This is a genomic window from Flavobacterium sp. LPB0248 (assembly GCF_013388355.1).
In the GTDB taxonomy this organism is placed as follows: Bacteria; Bacteroidota; Bacteroidia; order Flavobacteriales; family Flavobacteriaceae; genus Flavobacterium.
In genome coordinates this window covers 3,501,429-3,519,612 of sequence record NZ_CP058246.1, presented here as the reverse complement: position 1 = coordinate 3,519,612, position 18,184 = coordinate 3,501,429, and the positions used below count along the sequence as shown (strand labels likewise).

The window sequence follows — 18,184 nt, the reverse complement described above, 5'->3', positions numbered from 1 at the left end:
AATATTTCCAAAATCCTGCAAATTAAGTTTTGCAGGATTTTTTTTTGCCCTAAAATCACCCTTAAAAAAAGGGCTATTCTCCCCTTTTCTCGCAAAACATGATTGCATAATTTTGAAAATCAACAAATTAAAACCAAAACAACAAATCTAAAATTCTAGAAATCATGGATAAAAGAAAGTTTACAGAAAATGGAGAAATTCTAGCAATTATAAAGGATTTAAAAGAACAGATTAAAGGCAAAAAATTCTCTGACATTGTCGACAACAACAATTGCCAATATGTAGATCTTGTACAAGAAGGTGGCGGCGTGCTCGGAATTGCACTTGTTGGATATGTATATGTATTAGAAAAAATGGGAATTCGTTTTTTAAGTCTCGCAGGAACTTCTGCAGGAAGCATCAATACTATGCTGATGGCTGCCGCAGGAACTTGTGATATTGAAAAATCGGAATGGATTCTGGATTGTTTATGCAATAAAAATCTATACGATTTTGTTGATGGCGATCATGATGCACGCGAATTTATTGACGCACTTTTAAGTGATGCTGGAAATCTGAAATTAATAATGAAAGGCTGTCAAGTGGTGGATAATTTTAAAGATGATTTAGGGCTGAATCCTGGAAATAATTTTCACCAATGGATGACAAATCTGCTTTCTCAAAAAGGGATAAAAAATTATGCCGATTTGAAAGCTTTGAGAGAAAAAGGCGTTTCAGACAAAAATCAACTATACCGAATAAACAGATTAAATAACGGAGACAAAGAAGAATATACTCGGGTAGATCATTGGAGCCAAATGGCTATAATTACTGCCGATATTACTACCGAAAGCAAAATCATCTTTCCAAAAATGATCGATTTGTTTTACTCCAACCCAGATGTTCAAAATCCAGCCGATTTTGTTCGCGCTTCTATGTCGATTCCTTTATTTTTTACCCCTTTTAAAATTAAAAATATTCCAAGCGGAATAGATGCTTGGAATAAATGGAATGACGCAACCTGTCTTAGAACATCTGTACCCTCAGAAGTTATGTTTATGGATGGCGGTATTATCTCAAATTTCCCGATAGATATTTTTCATGAAAACATGAATGTTCCCGCTTCTCCAACTTTCGGAATCAAATTGGGTTACGACAAAAACGAAATCAATAAAAATGAAAAATTCTCCAGCTTAATAGGTTCAATGTTTGACACTTCACGCTATGGTTACGATTCTGAATTCCTTCAAAAAAATCCAGATTTTAAAAACCTCATCGGATATATTGATACCGGAAGCCATAATTGGCTAAACTTTAATCTTACCGATGATGCAAAAATTGATCTATTTATTCGTGGCGCTCAAAATGCGGCCGATTTCTTAAACCGATTTAATTGGGAAGAATACAAAAAAATCAGAAAGGCCAAAAGCAATTATTATAAATCTGTTTAATTTATTTCTAATAACACTAACCATAATTTTTTCACCAAAAAACCGTTATAAAATCCTGTAAACTAACCATTGCAGGATTTTTTAATTATAATTCGTTTTTTTATTACTTTTGATTGCCTTATTAATCTAATCCAAAACAACCCCCATTATGAAAAAAACAGCTATTTTACTATCAGCTATTTGTGCTACAGCACTTTTATACGTTTCTTGTTCAAGCGACAATCACGACGACACAGTTTCAACAAACTTAACAAGCATTGGAGCCTCAGTTGCTGTTGATACTTCAAACGAAATGGATCTTAACACTGGTCTTTCAATCTCAACAGCCACCTCAACAACTGGAAAAACTACAGAGACAGCTCCTGGAGTTTGTGCAACGATCACCATTACAACACCAAACGGAGGAAATTATCCTAAAGTCTTTTTAGCAGATTTTGGAACTGCTGGATGTACAGACGGAAACAACCTTACGCGAAAAGGAAAACTAAAAGTAACACTTTCTGGACCAATCAATGAAACGGGAAGCAAAATGACAATCGAGAGAATTGACTACTCTATAAAAGGTATAAAACTGGAAGGCACTATTGAATATACCAATACTACAACTGTTCAAACTGTACCGCAATGGACTAGAAAAGTTACAAATGGTAAATTAACCGATTTGCAAGGAGGAGTTTATACCAACTCTGGAATTTATACTACTAAACAAACTGCAGGCGCAGATACTCCTCTTGTTTTATCTGACAATGTATATGAAATTACAGAAGGCACACATACAGTAACAGCTTCGAATGGCGAAACACTTACTTTGACCGTAAAAGAACCATTAATCAAAAAATATTCTTGCCTATTTATTTCTAAAGGACAATTAAAAGTACAAGGAGGCATTTTAAACGGCATAGTAGATTACGGCAATAATGACTGTGATGCAATTTACACTTACACACACGAAAACGGCTCTTCATTCAATTTATCGATGTAAGACCTTTTATTGCACGACTTTAAAATCCCAATTTAGAAATAGATTGGGATTTATTTTTTTTATAAAAATAAAACATCTGCCTCTTTACATTTAAACTATTTTCTTTATTTTGCACCAAAATCTCAAAAACCAATGAAAAAAACATTAATTGCTTTTGTTACTCTTGCAGTATTAGCATCTTGCAGCAAAAAAGAAACTGCTGCTGATAATTTACACATCACAGGAAACATTAAAGGCTTAAAAACCGGAACTTTATATATCCAAAGAATTGTTGACACTTCCCTTGTTGCTATTGACAGCATAAAAATCGATGGAAACTCTTCTTTTGAAAGAGATATTAAATTAGAATCTCCTGAAATGTTATATTTATATTTAGACAGAGGAGTAACAAATTCATTAGACAATAATATTTTATTCTTTGCTGAACCAGGAAATATTAATATTGAAACCAATTTAGACAACTTCATCGCTAGCGCAAAAATTACTGGATCTAAAAACCAAGATTTATACGAAGAATATCAAAAAATAAATACTCGTTTTAGAGACGAGAACTTATCTATGGTTGAAGCAAAGTTTAAAGCTTTAAAAAGACAAGATCAAAAAGCTCTTGACAGCCTTGAGGCAAAACAAGACTCAAACATTAAAAGAAAATATTTGTACGCTACAAACTTCGCCATTAACAATAAAGATCACGAAGTAGCGCCTTACATTGCTTTAGCAGAGATTTACGATATCAATATCAAATTCTTAGATACGATTCAAAAATCGATGACTCCAAAAGTAGCCCAATCACTTTATGGAAAAAAGCTTACCAAGTATGTAACTGAAATCAAAAAAGAACAAAAAGCTCCGGCAGCCGCAACAACTCCGACTCCAGCTGAATAAAACAAAAAAGACGCCCTGAATTATCAGGGCGTTTTTTTTTATGCTTAAATCGATTAAATTTCCGCAAGACACATAATAATTGCCATTAACAGTTTTCAGTCTTTAAAACGCAAATAAATTACGACAATACCATTTATTCTTGCAATGTGTCTCCCGTGGTCAAAACAACGCTATAATTTTAGAATTTTATTCTTGGGACTTTCAATTTCAGGCATAAAAAAACCACCACATTTCTGTGGTGGTTTTTGAGCCGATAGAGGGACTCGAACCCACGACCTGCTGATTACAAATCAGCTGCTCTAGCCAGCTGAGCTACATCGGCCTATTTTGCGAGTGCAAAGATATAAATGTTTTTTAATATTCCAAAAAAAAAATTCACACCTCTCTCTATAATTAAAAAAACCATCACATTTCTGTGATGGTTTCCGTTTTTTGAGCCGATAGAGGGACTCGAACCCACGACCTGCTGATTACAAATCAGCTGCTCTAGCCAGCTGAGCTACATCGGCGTCATTACGGGTGCAAATATAAAGCGGTTTTTCAATTTCCCAAAATATTTTTGCACTTTTTTACACTTTTTTTTGCTTAAAGCGCGTTGATTTTTTCAATCAATTGATTAGCAGTTTGTTCTAATTCAACATTGATTTGTTTGAAGTGTGCTTTTTTATTTTCAACGTTCTTAGCGTTCACTTTTGTAATCAAAGTATCAAATGCAGCGATAGCTTCATCGATTAAAGCATTCGTTTCTGGAGTTGGATTTCCTGTTGTAGACATCTCAAACAAGTAAACTGCCTCAATAATATCTCCTAATACAAAATTGATGTCTTTCTTTAAATTTTTAACGTTTGCCATTTTTATTTTAATTTTAATTTGCGTCTGCAAAAGTACATATTATCTTTAGAATAAGCGCTAAGAAATGTAAATTTCTAAAATTGAAGCTTTTCCGCTCAAAACAAATGCATTTATCGCAGCTGGAACTAAGACAGTGTCTCCTTTAATGTAAGTATATTTAAAACCGTCATATTCGATTTCAAAGCTTCCTTCAATACACATATAAACTGTAAATGTTTCTCCAGATTTCGAAACTTCTACTTTATCTTCTAACGGAATAAAGTTTGTCGTGAAATAAGGACAATCTACCACAACATTTGATGTATTGGTTTTTGAATCGTATTTCTTTTGTGTATCAACTTTATTGTAGTTTATAGCATCAAGAGCTAAATCTACGTGTAATTCTCTTTTGTTTCCTTGTGCATCTACACGGTCAAAATCGTATAAACGATATGTAATATCAGAAGTTTGCTGAATTTCGGCAACAACCAAACCAGCTCCAATTGCGTGAACTGTTCCAGTTTCTAAAAAGAAAACATCTCCAGCTTTTGCTTTTACGTCATCTAAAATAGAAACTAAGGTATTATCGTGCAAATGTTTTAAGTATTCTTCTTTACTAGAATTTTCTTTAAAACCAACAATAATTCTAGCATCAGCATCTGCTTGCATTACATACCACATTTCGGTTTTACCAAATGAATTGTGACGTTCTTTTGCCAATTTATCATTTGGATGCACTTGAATAGAAAGATCTTCTCTTGCATCTAAGTATTTAAAAAGCAACGGAAATTGTTTTCCAAATCTTTCATAAACTTTAGTCCCTAAAATAGCATCTGGCGTTTCATCTATTAAATCCATTAAAGATTTTCCTTTTAAAACTCCGTTTGCAACCACACTTACATCTCCTTGCACAGTAGACAATTCCCAGCTTTCACCGGTAATTTTAGAAACGATTGGTTTGTTTAAAATTGTTTTAAGTTTTTCTCCTCCCCAGATTCTTTCTTTCAAAATCGGTTCAAATTGCAAAGGGTATAAATTCTGACTCATGTTTTAGGCTAATATATTTGTTTAATTAATTCTATTCTGATACTATTTTGGTAATCTATAATACTAATTCCTTTACGGTTTCTAGTGCTTTTGGTATATGTTTAGCTGCATTTGCACTATCAAATATCGAAATTACCAAACCATTTTTATCTATTATATAGGTAATGCGTGCTGGCAGAAGTCCAAATAAAATATTACGGACACCAAAAAGTTTTCTTAATCTTTTATCCTGATCTGAAAGCAAAATAAAAGGTAATTCATGTTTCGCAGCAAATTTATGATGTGACTTTACACTATCGCTGCTAATACCAATTACCTCAGCTCCCAAATCTTTAAAATCTTCGTATTGATCCCGAAAACTGCAAGCTTCGGTTGTACATCCTGGCGTATTATCTTTTGGGTAAAAATAAATCACCAGTGGCTTTCTTCCTAAAACGCTTTGGCTTTCAAAAAGTTCACCATTGTTGTCTTTCGCAGTAAAATTCGGAACTATATCTCCTATTTTTAATGACATTTTTTATTCTCCTTTATAAGTTACAAAATTTCGGTCCGTTTCGTTCAGCACGACTTCAAGATCAAAGTCGGTATGAATTCGTTGTCTAATTTTATTCCATATCACAACAGCAATATTTTCTGCAGTCGGATTCAAATCTGCAAATTCTGGAACATCCAGATTAAGATTTTTGTGATCAAACGGAATTTCTACTTCTTCTCGTATAATATCCGCCAATACTTTCACATCTAAAACAAAACCAGTTTCCGGGTCAATCTTTCCTGTAACACTAACTGTTAAACCATAATTATGACCATGAAAGTTAGGATTATTGCATTTCCCAAAAACAGCATCGTTTTTTTCAAATGACCAATCTTTTCGATAAAGTCGATGTGCAGCATTAAAATGTGCTTTTCTTGATATGGTTACTCTCATTTATGTTTCTGGTTAGTTGGCTATAATTTATGGTCTTCTAGATAATGATCAAATTCATCAAAAATTATCTTAAACCATACGGTATAAATTTCGGGCTGTTTTTCAATATCTGCTTTAACATCTTCAATACTCATCCATTTCCAGTCTTCTACTTCATCTGGATTTATGTTTGGTTCGTCGTTATAGTAACCAATCATAACATGGTCCAGTTCATGTTCTGTCAAACCGTTATCAAAAGGCGCTTTATAAATAAAATGAAACAACTCTTTCAATTCGGCTTTAAAACCCATTTCCTCAAACAATCTTCGGCTTCCTGCCTCGATGTTTGTTTCTCCTTCTCTCTGATGACTGCAACAAGTGTTGGTCCAAAGCAACGGAGAATGATATTTATGATGAGCACGCTGTTGCAGCATAATTTCGTTTTTACTATTCAAAATAAAAACCGAAAAGGCACGGTGCAAAAGCGCTTTTTCATGTGCTTCTAATTTTGGCATTAAGCCAATCTGTTCATCGTTTTGATTAACTAGTATTACGTTTTCTTCTGTCATAAGGCTTCTTAAGCAAACAAAAATACGAAAAAAGAAATGGCTTAAAAATGCTAATTAAGCTTGCCTAAAACTAAGCTTTTCACCTCGCTTCTATTTTCCTGATTTACAGCATTATAATTTATACTAAATTTTAAAAGCTGTTAAAATTAAGACATAAAAACTACATTGCCTTCTTTTACGTAACTAATAAAAAGTTAAAACACACTTAAAAAAATCTCAATAATAATAAACACTGTAATTTGAAGCTAATTCTCAACGTATCTTTGATATACAGATTAATTTACCTAAGAACTTATGAAATCTAAAAACCTAATTTTCAGCCTTTGTTTTTTGATTCCGCTTTTTATTTTTCAGGCATGCGGACAAAACACAAAAAAACAATCTGCAAAAACAGCCGTTATGGAAAACAAAATCAGTAAACCCGGAAATCCTTATTATTCAAATACCGACACCACAAAACTTAACGTAAGCAACGCCGAATGGAAAAAGGTTTTGCCTGAGGATGTTTATGCTGTAATGCGCGAAGCCGATACTGAAAGACCTTTTACAGGTAAATATTGGAATACCGACGAAAAAGGAACTTATTACTGCGCTTCTTGCGGCAATTTGCTTTTTAGATCTACAGCTAAATTCTCTAGCAGCTGCGGATGGCCAAGTTTTTTTGAACAAGAAAACAAAAAGAGCATTGTTTTTAAAGAAGATAACTCACTTGGAATGGAAAGAACTGAAGCGCTTTGTGGACGCTGTGGCGGACATTTAGGACACATTTTTGATGACGGTCCTGCTCCTACCGGAAAACGCTACTGTATGAATTCGATTGCCCTAGATTTTATTCCTGACAATAAATAATCACAAAATGAAAAATATACTTTTAATATGTCTTTTTGCGCTTTCGCTAAATGGCATTTCGCAAAATAAAAAAGCAAATCTAGAAACTATCACACTTGGCGGAGGTTGCTACTGGTGCGTTGAAGCCGTTTACGAAAATCTGGACGGAGTAAAATCTGTTGTTTCTGGATTTTCTGGCGGAAAAGTCGCAAATCCGACTTACGAAGAAGTTTGCACAGGAGAAACAGGTCACGCCGAAGTAGTTCAAATAACATACGACAAAAACATAACCGATATTAACGAAATTTTCAAAGTCTTTTTTACCGTTCACGATCCCACAACTTTAAATCGCCAAGGAGCTGATGTAGGAACGCAATATCGCTCTGTTATCTTTTATAAAAATGAAGAACAGAAAAAAGCGGCTCAAAGCATTATTGCAGACCTCAACAAAGCAAAAGTGTATAACAGTCCAATTGTAACAAAAGTGGAACCTTTTAAAGTTTTCTATAAAGCCGAAGATTACCATCAAAACTATTATGCCAACAATAAAAATCAGCCGTATTGTAAAATGGTGATTCAGCCTAAAATAGAAAAGTTTGAAAAGGTTTTTAAAGATAAGCTGAAAAAGAAATAAATAGTAACAATTGGTATTGTAAAGCTTCGGAGAAGCGAAATATTTATAGCAAGAATGTTTCTGCCATACAAAGCTCCAGAGGAGCGACATATATTTAGGTTATAAAAATATATGTCGCTCCTCTGGAGCTTTTTTTATTTTTCTTATGAAATTCTATAAATATTTTACCCCGCTGGGGCTTGCTGACAAGATAATTTTATAAATTCTTCGATTTAATCATACTTTTTTTTGCTTACTAACCCTTATAAATATTGGGTTCTCCTATTAATTAAAAAATAATTTTATTTTTTTTCTCTTTTTTGTCCAATCCTAAAAGTTCGATTGTTATTAAGGTATAAACAATTAAAAATTATACATCATGGAAACTAGACTTAATTTATTCGAACAAGGTCAAAAAGCAGTTAGCACATTATTTGGAATCAGTGGTTACTTAAAAAAAGGAACAATTGAAGCATCTCTTATGGAATTAATAAATTTCAGAGTTTCTCAAATCAACAACTGCGGTTATTGTTTAGACATGCATTCAAAAGAAGCTTTAGCCGCTGGAGAAACAGCACAGCGTTTATTTGGATTAAGTGTTTGGAGAGAAACTCCTTATTATACAAAAAGAGAAAGAGTTGCTCTTGCTCTAGCAGAAGCAGTAAACGCATGCGATGTTCCAGACGAAATCTACGAGATTGCAAAAGCTGAATTTACAGAACAAGAATTAATAGATCTTACGCTTGCAGTTGCTGCAATCAACGCTTGGAACCGTCTTAACATCACTTTTTCCAATGTGCCTGGATCTTATAGAGTTGGACAGTTTGGATAAACAATAATTGATTTTTATTTTCTAAAAACAATTAACTTTATACAACTTAAAAGCAAATTATTCAATTATAAAACATAAAAAAATGAATGAGTTTTTATTGATTTTCAGAAGAGATTTTAAAACAAAAGAAACACAACCATCTCCGGAAGAATTACAGCAGCATTTTCAGCAATGGCAAAACTGGTTTGGAAGTCTTGCTGCTCAGGATAAATTAGCAAGACCTTTACAGAAATGGGACGGCCAGGGAAAACTTGTAAATTCAAATAAAGGAATTACTGATGGCCCTTTTGTTGAAATTAAAGAATCTATTGGCGGATTAATAATCATCAAAGCTAAAGATTATGATGAAGCTGCCGAAATTGCACAAGGATGTCCGGTTTTAAATTTTGGCGGAAATGTCGAAATTAGAATGGCTGTTTAAATTTTAAACCAACATATAAAAATGCCTTTGTATCTTTACTTAGGCATTTTTTTTCTAAAAAAATATGGAGCAAAAAGAACTTATACCCAATTTATTTCGAACAGAATATCAAAAAATAGTTTCGGTTCTCTGCAATTTGTTTGGCATTCATCATATCGAAATTGCCGAAGATATTGTAAGCGATACTTTTCTGACTGCCTCAGAAACTTGGGCGATTAAAGGAATTCCCGAAAATCCGACTGCCTGGCTATACACGGTTGCCAAAAACAAAACCAAAAACTATCTGAAAAGAAACAACGTTTTTGAAACCAAAATCGTTACTGAAATAAAACACAATACTCCATTAAATAATCCAGAAATCGATATTGATTTGTCTGATCAAAATATTGCCGATAGCCAGCTGGCGATGATATTTACGGTTTGCAATCCGTGTAATTCCGAAGAAGCTCAAATTGCTCTTGCTTTAAATTTATTATGCGGTTTTGGAGTAAATGAAATCTCTGATGCTTTCTTATCCAACAGAGAAGTTATTTATAAAAGAATTAATCGCGCGAAAGAAAAGCTCAAAGAAGAAAACATTAAAATTCAGCATCCGAACAATTCTGAAATAAAAGATAGAATACAAACAGTTCTCAAAACCATTTATCTGCTTTATTCTGAAGGCTACTATTCTATTTCGCAAAACACCACTTTGCGAAAAGATCTTTGTACCGAAGCCATGCGTCTGACGTATTTATTAATTCAGAACGAAAGCACCAATCTCCCACAAACCAATGCGTTAATGGCGCTGATGTGTTTTCATTCTTCGAGATTTGATGCTAGAACTGGTTTAAATGGTGAAATTATTTTATACGAAGATCAGGATCAATCGCTTTGGAATCAGGAATTAATTGATCGAGGAACTTATTTCCTCAGTCAGTCCTCAACCGGAAATACACTTTCAAAATATCACTTAGAAGCTGGAATTGCCTATTGGCACACCATAAAAACAGAAACTATAGAAAAATGGGAAAATATTCTGGAACTCTACAACAATTTAATCATTTTGGAATATTCGCCAATTGTTGCCTTAAACAGAACTTATGCTTTATCTAAAGTAAAAGGCAAAGAAGAAGCAATCAAAGAAGCCGAAAAATTGAATTTAACTGATAATCATTTTTATTATTCTCTTCTCGGAAATCTCTATTCTGAAATTGACATCAAAAAGGCATTAAAACATTTTGAAACTGCAATAGATCTATCCAAAACAAGTTCTGACAAAAATATTATTCGTAAAAACATTGAGCGCTTGCAATTAAATACAAATTAGATTTGGCATAAAAAAAGTGAAATGATAAATTTCATTTCACTTTCCTTATATATTCACTTTTAAAACTATTGTTTAGCCACTTTTTTAAATCGCATCACTGGCACATTATCATGACTTAAATTTAGCTTTCCATCTTTATCAACAGAATAACTTGTCACCAATTTAATTTGTTTTAAGAATTCTTGCTCTCCGCCACCTTCACAAAACATCATTGTAGTTGGTCCTGCTTCTCCAAAAGTCAAAGACTTTCCTTTTAAAGTATAAGGTGCACTGTAACCGTTGCATCCATTATTTCCATATGCTTTTGTTTCTTTTTGATCGAAAGTAAGTTGTGGTTTTTTATGCGGATATAATCCTTGAAAAGCAATTCTTGGTCCAGAGATATATTCTAATTCCCAAGTTGTACCAAATAAATCATCGGCACTTTTATCTGTTTTTGATGTCTTGCATGAAGCAAATAATAACGTTACAACTGAAAGGACTGCAAATGCGTATTTTTTCATAAAAATGTTTTTTAAAGATTTATAATTTGTTTTGTTTTTTGAACTAAAATAATTCTATAAAATCCTATTCTCAATATTCATGCCCAGTTACAGCATTTCTTAAGTTTAAATCTAACCCGAAGCTGTTATTTTCTATCTCTAAGTTACTACAAATTATTTAAAGTTTTATCAACCAGATGTTTAAAATAAAACAAGCGAGGATATTTTTTTTGTACTTTGCATTGATCAAAAAACCAAAATCATCAATAAAAAACCAAAAAATGAAACAATTTCTATTTTTGTTTGTATTTGCATTGACAACTCCGTTTGTTCAATCACAAGAAAACCTTCCAACAGATTATCTCACAAAAGAATTTCATCAAGGACGTCGCGAAGCTTTTAGAGCTTTAATGCCCGCTAATTCTGTCGCAGTCGTTTTTTCTTATCCCGAAAGAGTTTTCTCTAGAGACATCGATTATAATTACCATGCAAATCCAGACATGTATTATTTATCAGGATACAAAGAACCAGATGCCGTGTTGCTAATTTTTAAAGAAGCACAAGGAACCGAAAAGTATAATGAAGTTCTTTTTGTTAGAGAAAAAAACGCAAATCGTGAAATGTGGACAGGAAGACGTTTAGGAATTGAAGGCGCAAAATCAAAACTTGGTTTTACAACGGTTTATAATGGAAAAGATTTTAATGCCTTTGCCATTGATTTCTCAAAATTTGATAAAGTAATTTACGACAAAATCCCAACAGATGTAGCAGAGAACAATAATCCTGATAATTTATATGCATTATTCAAATCATTTAAATCTAAAGCTGGAATTACACAAGCAAATGAAACTTCAACAGAATTATTCAATAAAATTACAAGTTCACTTCGCGAGATAAAAACTCCTGAAGAACTTGTTTTGATGCGCAAAACGGTCAAACTTTCCTGCATTGCACACAACGAAGTGATGAAAGCTGTAGGTCCAGACATGAGCGAAAACGAAGTTGATGGAATTCATGCTTACATTCATAAACATTACGGTGCAGAAGCCGAAGGTTATGGCCCGATTGTGGGAGCTGGAGCAAATGGATGCATCTTGCATTATTGGGAAAACAACGCTACAAAAATTGACAACCAATTATTACTAATGGATGTGGGTTCTGAATATCATGGTTATTCTGCAGACGTTACAAGAACAATTCCTGCAAACGGAAAATTTACTGAAGAACAAAAAGCAATTTATCAAATCGTTTATGATGCCCAAGAAGCGGTTTTTAAAATATGCAAAGCAGGAACTCCTCTTGTTGCTCTAAATGAAACTGCTAAAGATGTTATCGCAAAAGGTTTAATTAAATTGGGAATTATTACAGATCCGAAAGATGTAAAATTATACTATCCACACTCATGTTCACACTTTCTTGGTTTAGATGTTCATGACAAAGGAACTTACAACGGACCGCAGACTCTTATAAAAGAAAACATGATTCTTACTGTAGAACCTGGAATCTACATTCCAGCAAACAGTAAATGCGATAAAAAATGGTGGAATATCGGTATTCGTATTGAAGATGATATCTTGATGCTTAAAGATTCTTATGAAAATCTGTCTGCAGATTCTCCAAGAAAATGGCAGGATATCGAAGCTTTGGCTAAACAAAAAAGTACTTTTAATGATATGAAATTCCCTAAAATATAATTTATACTTAATGGAAAACGTAACACAATTAAAAAAAGAAATTGAAAATTATGTAAATATTGGATATACCCAATCTGAAACCATTGAACAATTATTAAGTAAAGGATTTTCTTTAGATGAAATTAAAAATGAGATCTTTAATTATTATCCGAAAATTCAGAAAAGCGATATTTTAAAATCTTTACCATTTATATTCTCCTTTTCGATAATATTAATTCTTTCCTTATCACCATTAATGGGATATTTTTATACAATTAAACATGGTTTCGCAATTGGTTCGATATTACTTATTATAACCGCAGTTGGATATTACAAATTGTTTAAAGCGAGTTTCTTTTTATGGATGATTTTCTTTAGTATTCTTATTTTATATATGCTAGTAGCGCTTTACGTAAAAATTTCTGGAGCCTATGTAAATATGACTTTTTCGTATAAAAATATGATTGCCATTTTACTTGCATCAAGTGTTAGCTTGACAAGTATCTTCAAAACATACATAAGTTACCTTCAATACAAAAAACAATACAAATTTGAATAATCTAAAAACCTCGTTTTAAATAAACGAGGTTTTTTTTGAAGTTTAAAAAAAGCTTTCAAAACTGAATGCGATTTTTCCCGAACTTTACATTCTTAAATCAATTAAAAATGAAAGCACTTACCTTCTCTACTTTCGGAGATTCAAATGTTTTAGAATATATAGAAATCCCTAATCCGCAATTAAAAAAAGAGGAGATTTTAGTCGAAATGAAAGCCATCGGGTTAAATTTTGCAGATGTTTACCGCCGAAAAGGAAATTATCATTTAAAAGGAAATCCGCCATTTATTGCTGGTTACGAAGGCGCAGGAATTGTGGTTGATGCCAATAATCATCCGGAATACAAAGTTGGTGATCGCGTTGCTTTTGCCGATGCTCCGTTTGCCAATGCAGAATTGGTTGCCGTAAATGTAAACCACATTATTCCGTTATCTGAAAACATTTCTTTTGAAACTGCAGCTTCTGTTTTACTTCAAGGTCTAACTGCTCATTATCTTGCAACAGATAGCCATAAAACTGCCAAAGGAGAAACCGTTTTAATACATGCGGTTGCGGGCGGAGTTGGACAGATTCTAACTCAAATTAGTAAACTTCTTGGAGCAACCGTGATTGGATTAACCTCATCGGCTGAAAAAGCAAAAATCGGATTTGAACAAGGTGCAGATCATGTTTTTCTTTACAACGACGATTGGAAATCGGAAGTTTTTAAAGTTGTTTCAAACGGTGTCGACGTTGTTTACGATAGTATAGGAAGTACTTTGATGGAAAGTTTTGAAGTCACCAAAGAATGCGGACAAGTAGTTTTCTTTGGAATGGCAGGCGGAGATCCAGCACCTGTAGATCCAAGAATGCTTATGGACGGTTCTAAAACTTTAACTGGAGGCGATTTATGGAGTTATTTAAATTCTAAAGAAGAACGAATTAAAAGAGCTACTCAATTATTCGATTGGATAATCGAAGGAAAAATCAAACTTTCAGATCCAACATCTTTTAAATTATCCGAAGGAAAACTGGCCCATGATTTTCTAGAAAGCAGAAAAAGCACAGGGAAGATTATTTTGATTCCGTAGCGGATCGTCTTTTTTTTGTCATCCTGACGGAGGAAGGATCACACTAGTAATTCGACAAAGATTGGTAATTTTTTTTGTGCGGAGCTTCTTGTGCGATCCTTCCTCCGTCAGGATGACAAACTATACGTTTAAATTAGCTTAAAGCTGAGTAACCTCAATTTTTGTTAGTTCAGAGAATTCTAAAATTCTTTCTACTTCATTTTTATTCGCAACAAAAAACAAATAGCTGTCTCCATAAGTTTCATAAGTCATCAGCTCCAGATTTGATTTTTCTAATTCTGACTGAATGTACGGAAACAAATCATGGCTATAGGTTTCTTCTGGATAATCAAATTTGAAATCTTCGCCAAGCATCTCAGAAATAAAATATTCTGCATCTTCTGGATCAAATTTCCAATCGCTATGCCAAGTATTTATTTCTTCAAAAAAACTAAAATGATCTTCTGTCGTTTCGTAATATTCTTTGGTTTCATCGTTGAAGTTTTCAAAAAGTTTCTCTGCATATTTTTTTAGATCACTTTCTTCAATACTGTTTCTTGAAATCAACTTTATAAATTCTTCAAAATCCTCTACAGTTGCTTTTTCATCCAATAGTAAATTTTCTGAAGATGGAAGCTCTACATCAGCAGGAATTTCAATATTTAAATACTGACAGATTCCCTGTAAAACTTTTTTAAAGTCTTTAATTCCTATTTCTTCGGTTTCATTTCCAGGATTATTAAAATCTAGGTATTCTGAGTCTAGCAAACCTTTCGTGTAATCTGAAAAATGATTGCTAGAATATAATATTCTGAAATCGTTTACTTCTAAACTGTTGGTACAACAAAAGAAAATCATGAAATTATTAATAACACTTTTAAAGTGTTTTTTCAACTCCTGACTTGGCTGTGAGTAAAACTGAACATGAATGAAATCAAATTCTAATTCATCTTGAATTGTTTCTTCTGATAAACCTCCAATATTAAGCTTCTTGTATAATTCATTTAAAACTTCATAAGCATTATTGAATCCTGCTTTTTTAATTTCGGCTCTTCCTTCATCATGACCTAATGAAGAAGGAATAGAATATACATTTACAGTAACCGTATCATGAATTCCTTTAATTCTGAATTCTATACTTTTAGATTCATTGTATAAACCGCTATAAATTGAATCAATAACATCAAAAGAAATGATTGATTTTGGATTATTGTTACGACCTAATAAATTGGAGAAAAAACTCATGAGAAATATTTTGCACTAAAGAATTAATCGTTGGAGTATTTAAAACTCTGATTCATTTTATCAAAAGGAATTACTTCATTAACAATAGATTCCAATTCGAAATCGGTTAATAATCCTCTAGCCGATTCTACTATTTTTGGAGAAACATGTATTTCGTAATCAATGATATCGCGTTCTAAAATTTCGGATAAAATAGCATTTTGGCGATCGGTCAGGTATTTTTTGTGCGATTTAAAAACCGATTCAATATCGCTTCTAAATTCTTCGTCGGTAAGTTCATTGTATACATCTTGTTTCGACATATCGATCAATAAAACTTTGAAGATAAAATCCTGAAGATTTTTTGCCAGATAATTCACTTCATTCATGTCGTGCCAAACAAAAACAATTGGGACATCACCATCATTTTCTTCGTTTAAAAAGAAACAATAATGATCGCCTCCGCCACTTTTGGCAAACGGAATAAATTTAAATTCTGGATTGATATTTCGATAATCCTCAGGATCTCTAAGCTCTTCTATTTCTTCTGCAACCGATTTTAAATTCAACGATTCAAAATCGTAAGAATGCAAAAGCAAAGGCGGATTATCTTTTAAAGTTGGATAAACTTCTGTATACCAATTCGGGCCATATTCTCCGACATCCAACATCCCGTCGGCGTCTAATTGTTTGTATAAAAGAGGAAAATGGAATCCGTATTTTGTTTCTATTTCTTGTACTGTCATCTTTTGGGGCAAATTCTATTACAATCAAACCACTAAGATAGCAATCTTTTTACTACACCAAAAAACCTGAGGTCAATTATTTCAAGGATTCCGCAATCATTAAGGCACATTTTTCACCATCAATTGCTGCTGAAATAATTCCACCTGCATAACCTGCACCTTCTCCGCAAGGATATAAACCTTTGATTTGCAAATGCTCTAATGTCATTGGATCTCTCGGAATTCTAACCGGTGATGAAGTTCTGCTTTCTGGCGCATGCAAGATTGCTTCGTTAGTTAAATAACCTCGCATTGATTTTCCAAAATCCTGAAATCCCTGACGCATAATCTGAGTTAGAAATCCTGGAAAAACCTGTCCCAATTCAACCGAAGTGGTTCCTGGCACATAAGATGTTTTTGGAATATCTGCTGAAACTTTACTTTTAGTAAAATCGATCATTCGCTGTGCAGGAACTTTTTGAGTTTCCCCAGCCAAATGCCAAGCTTTTTGTTCGATGCTTTTTTGAAATTCCATTCCGGCCAAAGCTCCGAATTTTGCAAAAGGTTTAAAATCTTCCAATTTTAATTCGACTACAATTCCAGAATTTGCCGTTGACTGATCACGCTTAGAAGGCGACCAACCATTTGTAACCACTTCTCTCGGACTTGTCGCACATGGCGCGATTACACCTCCTGGACACATACAGAACGAATACATTCCGCGGCCGTTCACTTGTTTTACAATAGAATACGGCGCTGGAGGTAAATGTTCTCCTCGGAAATCACAGCTGTATTGAATACTGTCAATTAATTCTTGAGCATGTTCTGCACGAACTCCCAAAGCAAAAGGTTTTGCTTCTATAAAAATTTTCTTTTTGTCTAATAATTCAAAAATATCACGCGCCGAATGTCCTGTCGCTAAGATTAATTTATTGGCGTGAATTTTATCTCCGTTTTGCGTTACGATTCCTTCAACTTCATTATTCTTTACTAAAATATCGTTGACACGGGTTTCAAACAAAACCTGACCGCCAAACTCCCTAATTTTATTTCGAATATCTTCAATAATTTTTGGAAGTTTATTAGTTCCAATATGCGGATGCGCTTCTACCAAAATATCTTCAGAAGCTCCAAAAGCAACTAAAAGTTCCAAAATTCGGGTTACATCGCCACGTTTTTTAGAACGAGTATATAACTTTCCATCAGAATACGTTCCTGCTCCACCTTCGCCAAAACAATAATTTGAATCTTCGTTTACAATATGTTCACGATTTATCGCTTTTAAGTCACGACGACGGCCACGAACGTCTTTTCCTCTTTCGAGTACAATTGGTTTTAAACCTAATTCAATTAATTGCAATGCTGCGAAAAGTCCTGCTGGACCTGCTCCAACAACTATAACTTCTTGCGCATTGGAAACGTCCTTATATATAGGTAGTTCAATTTTGGTTTCCTGAAAAGGTTCGCCTTTTAAATAAATAAGAACTTTCAAATTAATTTTAATCGCTTTCTGACGTGCATCAATAGAGCGTTTTAAAATTGAAACATGCTGAATTTCTTGAGCAGAAACTTTAATCTGCTTAGACAAATAGTCTTTTAGCAATGATTCGTTTGCAGCAATTTCTGGTGTTACTTGAAGTAAAAGTTCTTTAGGCATTTTATCTTTTTTATTCTATTAGCTTTTCTTTCTATGAAAAGAACATGCAAAAGTACTATTTTGAAATGAGATTTTATATTTACTCTAAATTTTCACGCAGATTTACGCAGATCTAAGCAGATTTTATCCTTAATTTATTTTTCATAAAATCTTTCCGATTTATT

20 protein-coding genes and 2 tRNA genes are annotated in these 18,184 nt (G+C 33.3%); 11 read left to right on the top strand and 11 right to left on the bottom strand.

The genetic code is table 11. From position 1 onward, the window contains the following. The first annotated feature begins 164 nt into the window (after positions 1-164). From LPB248_RS14925 to LPB248_RS14915, 3 genes are all read left to right on the top strand, one after another. The gene (locus tag LPB248_RS14925; protein WP_177212130.1) at positions 165-1,430 is read left to right on the top strand and encodes a patatin-like phospholipase family protein; all 1,266 of its coding nucleotides are present in this window, start codon (positions 165-167) and stop codon (positions 1,428-1,430) included. Between the two features lie 148 nt (positions 1,431-1,578). Continuing rightward, positions 1,579-2,412, top strand: coding sequence for a hypothetical protein (locus LPB248_RS14920; RefSeq protein ID WP_177212129.1), 834 nt, complete (start codon positions 1,579-1,581; stop codon positions 2,410-2,412). 132 nt (positions 2,413-2,544) lie between these two features. Further along, the gene (locus tag LPB248_RS14915) at positions 2,545-3,297 is read left to right on the top strand and encodes a DUF4369 domain-containing protein (protein ID WP_177212128.1); all 753 of its coding nucleotides are present in this window, start codon (positions 2,545-2,547) and stop codon (positions 3,295-3,297) included. Between the two features lie 248 nt (positions 3,298-3,545). On the opposite strand, the gene LPB248_RS14910 is transcribed toward LPB248_RS14915, so the two are convergent. The 7 genes from LPB248_RS14910 to idi form a co-directional block, all read right to left on the bottom strand. Beyond that, positions 3,546-3,619: transfer RNA gene (locus LPB248_RS14910), tRNA-Thr, on the bottom strand. A gap of 113 nt (positions 3,620-3,732) precedes the next feature. Next, positions 3,733-3,806 (bottom strand) — tRNA-Thr (locus LPB248_RS14905). 76 nt (positions 3,807-3,882) lie between these two features. Then, positions 3,883-4,149 (bottom strand): hypothetical protein, encoded by a 267-nt coding sequence (locus LPB248_RS14900; RefSeq protein WP_012022371.1) that lies wholly within the window; start codon positions 4,147-4,149, stop codon positions 3,883-3,885. Positions 4,150-4,206: 57 nt separating this feature from the next. Continuing rightward, the gene (locus LPB248_RS14895; RefSeq protein WP_177212127.1) at positions 4,207-5,175 is read right to left on the bottom strand and encodes a type I phosphomannose isomerase catalytic subunit; all 969 of its coding nucleotides are present in this window, start codon (positions 5,173-5,175) and stop codon (positions 4,207-4,209) included. 55 nt (positions 5,176-5,230) lie between these two features. After that, a complete protein-coding gene (locus LPB248_RS14890; RefSeq protein ID WP_177212126.1) occupies positions 5,231-5,689 on the bottom strand; it encodes a peroxiredoxin in 459 nt (152 codons plus the stop codon). A 3-nt stretch (positions 5,690-5,692) separates the two neighbouring features. Continuing rightward, on the bottom strand, positions 5,693-6,103 hold the full coding sequence (locus LPB248_RS14885) for a 6-carboxytetrahydropterin synthase (protein ID WP_177212125.1): 411 nt from the start codon (positions 6,101-6,103) through the stop codon (positions 5,693-5,695). A gap of 20 nt (positions 6,104-6,123) precedes the next feature. Further along, the gene (gene idi / locus LPB248_RS14880; protein ID WP_177212124.1) at positions 6,124-6,651 is read right to left on the bottom strand and encodes an isopentenyl-diphosphate Delta-isomerase; all 528 of its coding nucleotides are present in this window, start codon (positions 6,649-6,651) and stop codon (positions 6,124-6,126) included. A 294-nt stretch (positions 6,652-6,945) separates the two neighbouring features. Here idi and msrB point away from each other — a divergent pair, with 294 nt between their 5' ends. From msrB to LPB248_RS14855, 5 genes are all read left to right on the top strand, one after another. Beyond that, a complete protein-coding gene (msrB, locus tag LPB248_RS14875) occupies positions 6,946-7,500 on the top strand; it encodes a peptide-methionine (R)-S-oxide reductase MsrB (RefSeq protein WP_177212123.1) in 555 nt (184 codons plus the stop codon). 7 nt (positions 7,501-7,507) lie between these two features. Continuing rightward, positions 7,508-8,113, top strand: a complete 606-nt coding sequence (gene msrA, locus LPB248_RS14870; protein ID WP_177212122.1) for a peptide-methionine (S)-S-oxide reductase MsrA — start codon at positions 7,508-7,510, stop codon at positions 8,111-8,113. Positions 8,114-8,471: 358 nt separating this feature from the next. Next, on the top strand, positions 8,472-8,924 hold the full coding sequence (locus LPB248_RS14865) for a carboxymuconolactone decarboxylase family protein (protein ID WP_177212121.1): 453 nt from the start codon (positions 8,472-8,474) through the stop codon (positions 8,922-8,924). Positions 8,925-9,006: 82 nt separating this feature from the next. Further along, positions 9,007-9,345, top strand: coding sequence for a YciI family protein (locus LPB248_RS14860; protein ID WP_177212120.1), 339 nt, complete (start codon positions 9,007-9,009; stop codon positions 9,343-9,345). Between the two features lie 64 nt (positions 9,346-9,409). Beyond that, entirely contained in the window at positions 9,410-10,654 is a 1,245-nt protein-coding gene (locus LPB248_RS14855; RefSeq protein ID WP_177212119.1) for an RNA polymerase sigma factor, read from the top strand. 65 nt (positions 10,655-10,719) lie between these two features. Here the strand turns inward: LPB248_RS14855 and LPB248_RS14850 are convergent, their stop codons facing one another. Next, the gene (locus tag LPB248_RS14850) at positions 10,720-11,157 is read right to left on the bottom strand and encodes an META domain-containing protein (RefSeq protein WP_177212118.1); all 438 of its coding nucleotides are present in this window, start codon (positions 11,155-11,157) and stop codon (positions 10,720-10,722) included. A 260-nt stretch (positions 11,158-11,417) separates the two neighbouring features. Between LPB248_RS14850 and LPB248_RS14845 the strand changes: the two genes are divergently transcribed. From LPB248_RS14845 to LPB248_RS14835, 3 genes are all read left to right on the top strand, one after another. Beyond that, positions 11,418-12,830, top strand: coding sequence for an aminopeptidase P N-terminal domain-containing protein (locus LPB248_RS14845; protein WP_177212117.1), 1,413 nt, complete (start codon positions 11,418-11,420; stop codon positions 12,828-12,830). Between the two features lie 10 nt (positions 12,831-12,840). Next, positions 12,841-13,368: a hypothetical protein gene (locus LPB248_RS14840; RefSeq protein WP_177212116.1), complete on the top strand. Its 528-nt coding sequence runs from the start codon at positions 12,841-12,843 to the stop codon at positions 13,366-13,368. A gap of 107 nt (positions 13,369-13,475) precedes the next feature. Continuing rightward, a complete protein-coding gene (locus LPB248_RS14835) occupies positions 13,476-14,435 on the top strand; it encodes a quinone oxidoreductase family protein (RefSeq protein WP_177212115.1) in 960 nt (319 codons plus the stop codon). Positions 14,436-14,573: 138 nt separating this feature from the next. On the opposite strand, the gene LPB248_RS14830 is transcribed toward LPB248_RS14835, so the two are convergent. From LPB248_RS14830 to LPB248_RS14820, 3 genes are all read right to left on the bottom strand, one after another. Next, positions 14,574-15,659: a hypothetical protein gene (locus LPB248_RS14830; RefSeq protein ID WP_177212114.1), complete on the bottom strand. Its 1,086-nt coding sequence runs from the start codon at positions 15,657-15,659 to the stop codon at positions 14,574-14,576. Between the two features lie 23 nt (positions 15,660-15,682). Further along, positions 15,683-16,384 carry an SMI1/KNR4 family protein gene (locus tag LPB248_RS14825; RefSeq protein WP_177212113.1) on the bottom strand — a complete coding sequence of 234 codons (702 nt, stop codon included), beginning with the start codon at positions 16,382-16,384 and terminating at the stop codon, positions 15,683-15,685. Between the two features lie 76 nt (positions 16,385-16,460). Further along, positions 16,461-18,020 carry an NAD(P)/FAD-dependent oxidoreductase gene (locus LPB248_RS14820; protein WP_177212112.1) on the bottom strand — a complete coding sequence of 520 codons (1,560 nt, stop codon included), beginning with the start codon at positions 18,018-18,020 and terminating at the stop codon, positions 16,461-16,463. Between the last annotated feature and the right edge of the window lie 164 nt (positions 18,021-18,184).

Excerpts from the sequence above, each read along its gene's own strand:
- LPB248_RS14825 (WP_177212113.1), bottom strand. The coding sequence starts at position 16,384 with ATGACAGTACAAGAAATAGAAACAAAATACGGATTCCATTTTCCTCTT.
- LPB248_RS14850 (WP_177212118.1), bottom strand. The coding sequence starts at position 11,157 with ATGAAAAAATACGCATTTGCAGTCCTTTCAGTTGTAACGTTATTATTT.
- idi (WP_177212124.1), bottom strand. The coding sequence starts at position 6,651 with ATGACAGAAGAAAACGTAATACTAGTTAATCAAAACGATGAACAGATT.
- LPB248_RS14835 (WP_177212115.1), top strand. The coding sequence starts at position 13,476 with ATGAAAGCACTTACCTTCTCTACTTTCGGAGATTCAAATGTTTTAGAA.
- LPB248_RS14890 (WP_177212126.1), bottom strand. The coding sequence starts at position 5,689 with ATGTCATTAAAAATAGGAGATATAGTTCCGAATTTTACTGCGAAAGAC.
- LPB248_RS14865 (WP_177212121.1), top strand. The coding sequence starts at position 8,472 with ATGGAAACTAGACTTAATTTATTCGAACAAGGTCAAAAAGCAGTTAGC.
- LPB248_RS14925 (WP_177212130.1), top strand. The coding sequence starts at position 165 with ATGGATAAAAGAAAGTTTACAGAAAATGGAGAAATTCTAGCAATTATA.
- LPB248_RS14855 (WP_177212119.1), top strand. The coding sequence starts at position 9,410 with ATGGAGCAAAAAGAACTTATACCCAATTTATTTCGAACAGAATATCAA.
- LPB248_RS14895 (WP_177212127.1), bottom strand. The coding sequence starts at position 5,175 with ATGAGTCAGAATTTATACCCTTTGCAATTTGAACCGATTTTGAAAGAA.
- LPB248_RS14830 (WP_177212114.1), bottom strand. The coding sequence starts at position 15,659 with ATGAGTTTTTTCTCCAATTTATTAGGTCGTAACAATAATCCAAAATCA.
- msrB (WP_177212123.1), top strand. The coding sequence starts at position 6,946 with ATGAAATCTAAAAACCTAATTTTCAGCCTTTGTTTTTTGATTCCGCTT.
- LPB248_RS14900 (WP_012022371.1), bottom strand. The coding sequence starts at position 4,149 with ATGGCAAACGTTAAAAATTTAAAGAAAGACATCAATTTTGTATTAGGA.
- LPB248_RS14885 (WP_177212125.1), bottom strand. The coding sequence starts at position 6,103 with ATGAGAGTAACCATATCAAGAAAAGCACATTTTAATGCTGCACATCGA.
- LPB248_RS14915 (WP_177212128.1), top strand. The coding sequence starts at position 2,545 with ATGAAAAAAACATTAATTGCTTTTGTTACTCTTGCAGTATTAGCATCT.
- msrA (WP_177212122.1), top strand. The coding sequence starts at position 7,508 with ATGAAAAATATACTTTTAATATGTCTTTTTGCGCTTTCGCTAAATGGC.
- LPB248_RS14845 (WP_177212117.1), top strand. The coding sequence starts at position 11,418 with ATGAAACAATTTCTATTTTTGTTTGTATTTGCATTGACAACTCCGTTT.
- LPB248_RS14920 (WP_177212129.1), top strand. The coding sequence starts at position 1,579 with ATGAAAAAAACAGCTATTTTACTATCAGCTATTTGTGCTACAGCACTT.
- LPB248_RS14840 (WP_177212116.1), top strand. The coding sequence starts at position 12,841 with ATGGAAAACGTAACACAATTAAAAAAAGAAATTGAAAATTATGTAAAT.
- LPB248_RS14860 (WP_177212120.1), top strand. The coding sequence starts at position 9,007 with ATGAATGAGTTTTTATTGATTTTCAGAAGAGATTTTAAAACAAAAGAA.
- LPB248_RS14820 (WP_177212112.1), bottom strand. The coding sequence starts at position 18,020 with ATGCCTAAAGAACTTTTACTTCAAGTAACACCAGAAATTGCTGCAAAC.